The 9388-nt window shown below is 65.1% G+C and carries 8 protein-coding genes and 1 pseudogene; all 9 read left to right on the plus strand.

Features of this window, described 5'->3' with window-relative positions:
• Positions 1 to 886 (plus strand): oxalate/formate MFS antiporter (gene oxlT / locus MOV75_RS16430; RefSeq protein ID WP_247006202.1); only part of this gene is annotated, 886 nt, incomplete at its 5' end.
• A 176-nt stretch (positions 887 to 1062) separates the two neighbouring features.
• Positions 1063 to 1491: a CBS domain-containing protein gene (locus MOV75_RS16435; RefSeq protein ID WP_246926531.1), complete on the plus strand. Its 429-nt coding sequence runs from the start codon at positions 1063 to 1065 to the stop codon at positions 1489 to 1491.
• 225 nt (positions 1492 to 1716) lie between these two features.
• Complete coding sequence (locus MOV75_RS16440; RefSeq protein ID WP_246926532.1) at positions 1717 to 2736, plus strand: 2-dehydropantoate 2-reductase; 1020 nt, start codon at positions 1717 to 1719, stop codon at positions 2734 to 2736.
• Positions 2736 to 3521, plus strand: coding sequence for a fumarylacetoacetate hydrolase family protein (locus tag MOV75_RS16445; RefSeq protein ID WP_247006203.1), 786 nt, complete (start codon positions 2736 to 2738; stop codon positions 3519 to 3521). Before MOV75_RS16440 ends, MOV75_RS16445 begins: the two co-directional genes overlap by 1 nt.
• 650 nt (positions 3522 to 4171) lie before the next feature.
• The gene (locus MOV75_RS16450; protein ID WP_247006204.1) at positions 4172 to 5578 is read left to right on the plus strand and encodes a hypothetical protein; all 1407 of its coding nucleotides are present in this window, start codon (positions 4172 to 4174) and stop codon (positions 5576 to 5578) included.
• A gap of 313 nt (positions 5579 to 5891) precedes the next feature.
• Positions 5892 to 6089 (plus strand): hypothetical protein, encoded by a 198-nt coding sequence (locus MOV75_RS16455; protein WP_246926536.1) that lies wholly within the window; start codon positions 5892 to 5894, stop codon positions 6087 to 6089.
• 58 nt (positions 6090 to 6147) lie between these two features.
• Positions 6148 to 6795: a hypothetical protein gene (locus MOV75_RS16460; protein ID WP_246926538.1), complete on the plus strand. Its 648-nt coding sequence runs from the start codon at positions 6148 to 6150 to the stop codon at positions 6793 to 6795.
• 1413 nt (positions 6796 to 8208) lie between these two features.
• On the plus strand, positions 8209 to 9204 hold the full coding sequence (locus MOV75_RS16465) for a nitronate monooxygenase family protein (RefSeq protein WP_246926540.1): 996 nt from the start codon (positions 8209 to 8211) through the stop codon (positions 9202 to 9204).
• Between the two features lie 25 nt (positions 9205 to 9229).
• Positions 9230 to 9388, plus strand: a pseudogene (locus tag MOV75_RS16470) (quinone oxidoreductase); the annotation flags it as partial.

A 9388-nucleotide genomic window follows, 5' to 3' on the forward strand; every position in this document is an offset into this window, starting at 1 on the left:
CGCGGGCTTCGGCGCCGGCGCCGCCCTCACCATCGTGCCGATCGCGAGCATGATCGCATCGAGCGGCTATCAGCACGCCTTCCTCACCTTCGGCATCGGCCAGGGCGTGATCGTGTTCGCGCTCGCCTTCTTCATCCAGCCGCCGCGGCTCTCGATCCCGCCCAAGAAGAAGCAGCTCAATCTGCCGCAGACCAAGATCGACTTCACCCCGCCGCAGGTGCTGCGCACCCCTATTTTCTGGGTCATGTACCTCGTCTTCGTCATGGTTGCCTCGGGCGGCCTGATGACGGCGGCACAGATCGCCCCGATCGCGCACGACTTCAAGATCGCCGACACGCCGGTCACGCTCGCCGGCTTCCAGATGGCGGCGCTGACCTTCGCGATCTCGCTCGACCGCATCCTCGATGGTTTCGGTCGCCCGTTCTTCGGCTTCGTCTCCGACACGATCGGCCGCGAGCACACCATGTTCATCGCGTTCGGCACCGCCGCGCTGATGCTCTTGACGCTGTCGGCCTACGGTCACATCCCGCTGGTCTTCGTGCTGGCGACCGCGGTTTACTTCGGCGTGTTCGGCGAGATCTACTCGCTGTTCCCCGCGACTTGCGGCGACACCTTCGGCTCGAAGTTCGCCACCACCAACAACGGCATGCTCTACACCGCGAAGGGCACCGCCTCCCTGCTCGTTCCACTCGCGAGCGTGATCTCGGCGGCCTATGGCTGGAAGGCCGTGTTCGTGGTCGCCGTGGCCTTGAATGCGACGGCGGCGCTGATGGCGCTGTTCGTGATCAAGCCGCTGCGCCGCTCCTTCATCCTCGGCAAGGAAGCCGAGAGCACCGAGGCCGCGACCGGCAGCGCCAAGACAAGCGCAAGGACCGAGACGGCGTAACCGCCGCACGCTTTCGCACGACGAGAACGGGGCGCAGCGATGCGCCCCTTTCTTTTTGTCTCGATGACAAACGTCAGCATCGCTGTCGCAAGATTTTTCGGATCACCCAATCCAATGCTTGACGATTGGCATTATGTATACCACACTTCTCCCAACATTCACCCAGGGAGGTTGCGATGCTGGTCGGAGACATTCTGCGCAAGAAGACACCGCGCGTTGTCACGGTGCGAATGAACGAAACGGTGGGCATCGCCGCCAAGCTGATGCGTGCCAACAACATCAGCGCTCTCGTGGTCAAGGACGTGGTCCGCTCCGAGGGTAACACCGCGGTCGGCATGTTCACCGAGCGCGACGTGGTGCGCGCCGTCGCCGAGCACGGCGCGAACGCCGTCAACGTCAAGGTCTCGCAGCTCGTCTCGGTGCAGCAGCTGGTGTCCTGCACCTCGAGCGACACGATCGAGCACGTCCGCCATCTGATGAACATTCATCACATCCGCCATTTGCCCGTGATCGACGACTACAGCCTCGTCTCCGTCATCAGCATGCGCGACATCGCAGCTGCCATGGACGAGGCCATCAACGGCAAGCCGCAAGCAGCCGCCTGAAGCGTCGCACGCTTCCAGCCACGGAAAGGACGCGCCCCCTCTCCCGCTTGCGGGAGAGGGTTGGGGAGAGGGTGTCTCCGCTGGCGAGACTCCCCAAAAGGATAGAGCCCACACCCGCCGCGCTCTCCGAGCGCGTCGACCTCTCCCGCAAGCGGGAGAGGTGCAGCGGCCCCGTGGCCCCATCGATCGAACCAACTGCCAATTCGGCTCCTTCGCGAGGACTTCATGAAGATCTGCATCTACGGCGCCGGCGCGATCGGCGGATATCTCGGGGTTCAGCTCGCGCGCGCAGGCGCCGATGTCAGCCTCATCGCACGCGGCGCCCACCTTGCCGCGATGCGCGAGCGCGGCCTGACGCTGCTCGCGGGCGAGGAGAAGCACACCGTACATCCGCGCTGCACCGACGATCCCGCCGAGCTCGGCGTGCAGGACTACATCATCATCACGCTGAAGGCGCATTCGATCACCGGCGTGATCGAGAAGATGCAGCCGCTCCTGGGCCCGCATACCCGCATCGTCACCGCCGTCAACGGCATCCCCTATTGGTACTTCTACAAGCACGGCGGCCAATACGAGAACTCGACGCTGGAGAGCATCGATCCCGGCGGGCGGCAGTGGCGCGAGATCGGCGCCGAGCGCGCCATCGGCTGCATCGTCTATCCCGCCACCGAGATCGAGGCGCCCGGCGTGATCCGCCACGTCTACGGCAACAATTTCCCGCTCGGCGAGCCCTCGGGGGAGATCACCTCGGACGTCACGCGCCTCGCCGATCTCTTCGTCGCCGCCGGCCTGAAGGCCCCGGTGCTCGACCGCATCCGCGACGAGATCTGGCTGAAGCTGTGGGGCAATGTCTGCTTCAACCCGATCAGCGCGCTCACGCACGCAACGCTCGACGTGATCTGCACCGATCCGGCCACGCGCTCGCTGTCGCGCGCGATCATGGTGGAGACGCAAGGCATCGCCGAGACCTTCGGGGTCAAATTCCGCGTCGACGTCGAGCGCCGCATCGAGGGTGCCCGCAAGGTCGGCGCCCACAAGACCTCCATGCTGCAGGATCTCGAGCGCGGCCGCCCCATGGAGATCGACCCGCTCGTCACCGTCGTGCAGGAGATGGGCCGCCTCACCGGCATCGCCACGCCAGCGCTCGACTCGGTGCTGGCGATGGTGACCCAGCGCGCCCGCATCGCCGGCCTCTATGACGGCGTCTCGACGCTATCGGATCCCCGCGCATTGGCGGTGGCGTGATGACAACCGGGGCGAAAAACTGGCTGCGCTTCCGCCATGCCGGCACGACCGGTTTCGGCACGCTGACGCCATCGGGGATCAGGGTGCATGAGGGCGAGATGTTCGGCCGCAACGCCCCGACCGGCAAGAGCCTGGTGCTGTCGGAGGTCGAACTGCTCGCCCCGTGCGCGCCCAGCAAGATCGTCGCGCTCTGGAACAATTTTCACGCGCTGGCCGCCAAGCTGAACCAGCCCGAGCCGCCGGAGCCGCTCTATCTGCTCAAGGCCACCACCAGCATCACGACGCCCGGCGCCGTGATCCGCCGTCCCTCTTATTACGACGGCAAGACCACCTATGAGGGCGAACTCGGCATCGTCATCGGCAAGACCTGCGCGCGTGTCTCCCCGGGCGAAGCCGACGGCTTCATCTTCGGCTACACCTGCGTCAACGACATCACCGCCAACGACATTCTCACCAGCGACCCCACCTTCCCGCAATGGGCCCGCGCCAAGGGCATCGACGATTACGGCCCGTTCGGCCCCGTCATCGCAACCGGCCTCGATCCGGCCAAGCTCGTTGTCCGCACCATTCTCAACGGCGCCGAGCGGCAGAACTACCCGATCTCCGACATGATCTTCACCGCGCAGGAATTGGTCAGCAAAATCTCCCACGACATGACCCTGCTCCCCGGCGACCTCATCGCCGTCGGCACCTCGGTCGGCGTCGGCGTGATGAAGGAGCCGGTGAACACGGTGACCGTCGCGATCGACGGCATCGGCGAGCTGACCAACGAGTTTCGGCTGTAGCCACCACGCGGTGCCGTAGCCCGGATGGAGCGGAAGCGAATCCGGGGCGCTTGCCGCGGGGAGAGAATCCCGGATTGCGCTTCGCTCCATCCGGGCTACAGGCTATAGCCTGACCATCATTCGCGGACGCAACACCATCGTGCCGCTGGAATGACGGCTCACCGGCCATTTTCGCTGCAGCGCGGCAAAATTGATCCTGCGCAAATCGCGCCGTGGCGGCCGCCATTATCCTTCCTGGCGACAGATCGATTTCTGATGCAAGGAGGACGCCATGACGAATGCCGGTAATGCACTTTTGTGGACGGCTCTGTACTTTGCCCTCGCGTTCGCTGCGATCTTCGTCGTCTGGTTCGCCGACAGGATGCGCTCGAACTTCCTCGGGAAGTGATCGCGAGCACGACGCGGTAGTCCAGATAAGCGGAGCGACATCCGGGACAGGCCTTGACGTGGTCCCGCATGTCGCTGCGCTCGCTACAGGCCTCGCATCTTCGGGAAAACCCGGCAACCCACGCCGCTCTCCACTGATCGGCTGACGCAACCAGCCGTGAATCGCGCTACCGGAAACCTCCGGCGAGCCGCGCGGGCCTTGATCTCGGTTCCGCTCTCCAATAGCAATCATGGCGAAAATGTGTACCGGCTGAGGAGTCACGATGTGGCTGTTTTTCCTGGGTGCCTGGTTTGTCCTGCTCGCCGCCATCGCGTTTCTCGCCCAGCAGGCGTTCGGTTATGACCTCAGTCACCTGCCCGCCTGGTTCGCGGGCCTGCCCGTGCCGCAGCGCCTCACGACCGGCGCGATCCTGACCGCAGGTCTGGCACTGATCGGGGCAACCGCCTGGCGGCTGTCACGCCAGGACCGGCGCCTCGACAAATTGCGCGACCGCCTCAGGAAAACCAGGGAGGACGTCGTCGTCGCCCACGCGCTGCAAAACCACCTCGATGCCACCGTCCAGCACCTGATCGAAAGCGATCCCCGCGAAGCGGTCTCCGCCCTCCACGACAAGCTCGGCGAGACCGAGCAGCGCGCGCGGCTCCAGCAGGGCCGCAACGAATCCACCGACATGCACGACCAGCTCGCCGAGATCCGCCGCCGCCAGCAGGCGCTGCGCGAGATGGTCGGCAAGGTGGCCGATCAGCGCCGCGCGGTCGAGCCCGTCTTCACTGAGGTCCGCGACCGCCAGAATCAGCTCGAACGCTCGCTGCATGACCTCGAGACCGACGACCGCAAGAACAATCTCGCCGACCGGCAGAGGGACATCGCGCGCGACGTGTCGGCGCTTCTGGGGCGGGTGAACGCGGTCCAGGAGACGTTTGCAACGCTGAACCAGTACAAGGAGGATCTGGCGAAATCCCACGCCGAGCTGGTGCCGCTGCGATCAACGGATGCCGGCATCAACACCCTGATCGGCGAGCTCAGCCTCAGCCACGATCGCCTTGCCAAGAGCATCGACGAGCTCGAGACCGGCGGCGAGGCGCCGCTCGCCACCCGCGTCGAAACGCTGTCGAACAACAAGATCGAGATCGAGCAGCGCCTCGCCCGCATCGACGACAGCTTCAACATCCTGAAAACCATCCGGCTCGATTTCGAGGAGCTCGGCCAACGCCGGGCCCAGCTCGAACGCTCGCTCGCCGATGTCGAGACGGACGCCGACGGCAAAACCCTCACTGAGCGCCAGAACGCGCTGAACGATTTCGTCCTTCAGTCGCGCCAGCGCCTCGGCGCGCTACAGGAGACGCTGGCGACGCTGAACGCCTTCAAGGCCGAGCTGTCGAAGTCGCAAAACGACCTCGTCCCGCTCAAGGCCCCGGTGTTCGGCATCGAGGCCATGATCGCGGACGTCGGCACCACCCGCGACCTCCTCGCCAAAACCGTCGGCGAGATCGAGGCGAACGGCGACGTCACCCTCGCCTCACGCGTCGAGACGCTGGCCAAGAGCAAGCGCGAGGTCGAAGACCGCCTCGCCCGCATCTTCGATAATTTCAACGCGCTCGACGCCTTGCGCAAGGACATCGGCGGCATCTTCGCGACGATCCGGAACAGCCTCAACCGGATCGGGTGAGAACATCGGTGCCGTAGCCCGGATGAGCGAAGCGACATCCGGGACCATCCGTAAAAGACCCCGCATATCGCTGCGCTCGTGCGGGCTACGAAATCGCGGACGTGCGTAGGATGGGTAGAGCGCAGCGAAACCCATCCTACAGACCGGCATCGCGCCCCTCCGAAACATCCGTACACATCACATCTTCGCGCGCCAATGCCGCCGACATGCCTCGCGCACGCCGCAACTTGGTCGCATTCGGACGCCCTTCTGTGAGGCGTGTCTGGGGGCACGGCACTGCCGTGTTTGGACCAAACCTTCTAGGGGTATCGCTGTGAAGAAGATTGTAATTGCTCTGGGTGCCACGCTTGCTCTGGTGACGGCCGCGAACGCTGCGGATCTGCCGCGCCGTCAGCCCGTGCCGGCCTATCCGGCCGAGCAGGCGCCGATCGGCAAGATGCCGATTGGCAAGAGCCCGGTTGGAAAGGCCCCGATCGGCAAGGCGCCCGGCCCGGTCGCGGCGCGCTACTGACGCGCTAGCGCAAGGCGCGCAAAACCAGCGTAAGCGGCCGACAGTCGAGGGGCACAGCGTGACGAACAGACCTGATCGATCGGGATCCTGCATCCTTGCGGGGCTCGCGCTCGCGGCGATGATCGCGTGCCTGATGCCCTCGGCTTCGGCGCACGAAGCGAACAAGCGCGTTGACGCCAATGCGCTTGCCACGACCGGCTCCACATCACGGCCGGCGCCGCAATCGACGCGGCGCTCCCTCGCGCGCGTGGAGAAAGGTCCGTATTACGTCGACTTCCGCGCCCGCACGGCCGCAAGCTGGGGCCATGCTTTCGTCTGGTACGGCAAGACCAGCGAGAAGGCGGTCGAGGTCGCAGGCCTCACGCCGGCGGGCGATACGCTCGCTTACGTGCTCGGTCACATCACCTTCGTGCCGTCCGAGACCGGCGCGAGCTACGGCGATCTCGATCCGGACTATCTGACCGCGAACTATCGCGTCTATCTGAACGAGGCCGATGCCAAGCGCGTGTTCGCCTATATCAAGAAATTGCAGGCGAGCTCTCCGGTCTGGAACGCCGAAACCGCCAACTGCACCGGCTTCATCGGCGACATCGCCGAGTTCATGGGCTTGCAAGTCCCCAACCGCTGGCAGCGCCCGGAAAACTTCGTCAACCGCCTCAAGGAAATGAACGGCGGCCGCCAGATGGTGCGGCTGTCGGCGGAGTAGCCGCAGCCCTGGATTGGCGGCCGTGTCGCCGTAGCGGCCTAGTAGCCGGATGGAGCGCAGCGAAATCCGGGACCGCCCTCGCTTGCCGCACCAGCCCCGGATTGCGCTGCGCTCCATCCGGGCTACGAACCTCCATCATCCCCTCGCCGTCATTGCGAGGAGCACAGAGACGAAGCAATCCAGAATCCCTCCGCAGGAAGATTCTGGATTGCTTCGCTGCGCTCGCAATGACGTGTTGATAGCAGGCGCGCACAACACCTCGCCGGAGTTCGAAGCGCCCCCTCGCCCGTCGGGCAACACACCCGCACAATCCCGCACCCCGCCTGTCAAGCCCCGCTGCCGCAAATATTCCACTTTACCGAAATTCGGATTTGTCGTACAAGCGAAACACCCTGGCCCGAGACAAGGGGCGGATCGCGATCGTCACGAACCGCGGGCTGGGCAGCGATGGACGCGACGGCGTCGGGCGCGAAGCTCGTTGCAGGGCGGGAAACCGTGAGCAACAGGGCTTTGCGCATACGACCCGGCGCTGACAGCGTCTTCGCATGGCTTCGGGCGTGAGCACGCGCCAACCCTCGAAGCGACATGCGAAGACGTGCGCGGACGGTCAAGTCGTGTGGTCCTGACGCCCGGGGTCTGTGCGTCAAGTCTTGTAGTGATGTGGCGGCCCGACCGGGCGCGCGCATCGATCATCTGCATGGCGACGGGGGCAATAGTGCATCGCTCCCCGGGGAGAGCACGAAGTACGCCGTAAACCATCGCGCAGGGAAGGCCGGGCGTTCGGCTGACCTGTGGTCCACCCCGTGTGCATCTTTTCGCGCACGGACTGCGGGTGCCAGCCGGCGCCCGGCCTTCCCTGCGCCCTTGTCTCGATAAGGGCGACGCGATCAAGCAAGACTCGGGCGAGAATGCGCCGCGAGAGGGCGATCGTGTGTCTGCTGTTCGAAGTGCGAATTGAAGAGCGATGGCCTTGCCTCGTGCTCCGTCATTGCGAGGAGCCCTTGCGACGAAGCATCCAGAATCCCTCCGCGGAAATATCCTGGATTGCTTCACTACGCTCGCAATGACGATGGAGGAGCAGCAACTCCGATCCATGACCGTCACCCTGAGGCGCCGGAGCGAAGCGCAGGCCTCGAAGGGCGACAGCCCGGCTCTGGCAGCGCGGCCGCTCATCCTTCGAGGCTCCCCATTCGACGCGTTGCGTCCCATGGCTCGCACTTCCAGCGACAACCGCTTCGCGGTTGCGGGGGATGACGGAACTGAAATTATCCGCCCCGCGGAATCCCCCTCACCCCCCGCATGATTGCCCCGCCCTCACCGCAAGCCGATCCAATAGACATTTTCCGACCCCGGCGGCATCCTGCCGCCATCAACCGATAACAAAGCGCCACGAGAGGCGGGGGGAAACACATCATGTTGCAGACACGGTTCACCAAGCTCGTCGGCGTTGAGCACCCGATCGTCCAGGGCGGCATGCAATGGGTCGGCCGCGCCGAGTTGGTCGCCGCCGTCGCCAATGCCGGCGCGCTCGGTTTCATCACGGCGCTGACCCAGCCGACGCCGGAGGACCTCAGGAAGGAAATCGCGCGCTGCCGCGACCTCACCGACAAGCCGTTCGGCGTCAACCTCACCATCCTGCCCGCGATCAAGCCGCCGCCCTACGCCGAATACCGCGCCGCCATCATCGAGAGCGGCATCAAGGTGGTCGAGACCGCCGGCAACAAGCCGCAGGAGCACGTCGACGAGTTCAGGAAGCACGGCGTCAAGGTCGTGCACAAATGCACCAGCGTGCGCCATGCGCTTTCGGCCGAGCGGATGGGCGTCGACGCCATCTCGATCGACGGCTTCGAGTGCGCCGGCCATCCCGGCGAGGACGACACGCCCGGCCTGATCCTGATCCCGGCCGCCGCCAACAAGGTCAAGATCCCCATGATCGCCTCCGGCGGCTTTGCCGATGCCCGCGGCCTCGTCGCTGCACTGGCGCTGGGGGCCGACGGCATCAACATGGGCACGCGCTTCATGGCCACGAAGGAAAGCCCGATCCACCAGCTCATCAAGGAGAAGATCGTCGCCAATGACGAGCGCGAGACCGAGCTGATCTTCCGCACCATGCGCAACACATCGCGCGTCGCCAGGAACGAAATCTCGACCAAGGTGGTCGCGATGGAGAAGGAAGGCGCCAAGTTCGAGGACATCCGCGAGCTCGTTGCGGGGGCCCGCGGCAAGATGGTCTACGCGACAGGCAATTCCGACGAAGGCATCTGGTCGGCCGGCCAGGTGCAGGGCCTGATCCAGGACATCCCGACCTGCGCCGAGCTCATCTTCCGCATCGTGCGCGAGGCCGAAGCCATCATCCGCAGCCGGCTGGAGGGCATGATCGTTCAGCCGCAACGCGAAGCCGCGGAATAATCACTGCAAGAAGCGAGAGCAATCCATGAAGGCTTACGTCTACGGCCCTGAAGGCGCTCGGATTTCCGACGTCGCTCAACCCAAGCCGAAAGGCACGCAGGTGCTGGTCAAGGTCCGCGCCTGCGGGCTCAACCGGGCCGACACCGGCATGCGCAAAGGCCACGCCCATGGCGCGGCCGGGGGT

The sequence above is a fragment of the Bradyrhizobium sp. PRIMUS42 genome, assembly GCF_023006515.1.
GTDB lineage: Bacteria > Pseudomonadota > Alphaproteobacteria > Rhizobiales > Xanthobacteraceae > Bradyrhizobium.

Excerpts from the sequence above, each read along its gene's own strand:
- MOV75_RS16435 (WP_246926531.1), top strand. The coding sequence starts at position 1,063 with ATGCTGGTCGGAGACATTCTGCGCAAGAAGACACCGCGCGTTGTCACG.
- MOV75_RS16440 (WP_246926532.1), top strand. The coding sequence starts at position 1,717 with ATGAAGATCTGCATCTACGGCGCCGGCGCGATCGGCGGATATCTCGGG.
- MOV75_RS16445 (WP_247006203.1), top strand. The coding sequence starts at position 2,736 with ATGACAACCGGGGCGAAAAACTGGCTGCGCTTCCGCCATGCCGGCACG.
- MOV75_RS16450 (WP_247006204.1), top strand. The coding sequence starts at position 4,172 with ATGTGGCTGTTTTTCCTGGGTGCCTGGTTTGTCCTGCTCGCCGCCATC.
- MOV75_RS16465 (WP_246926540.1), top strand. The coding sequence starts at position 8,209 with ATGTTGCAGACACGGTTCACCAAGCTCGTCGGCGTTGAGCACCCGATC.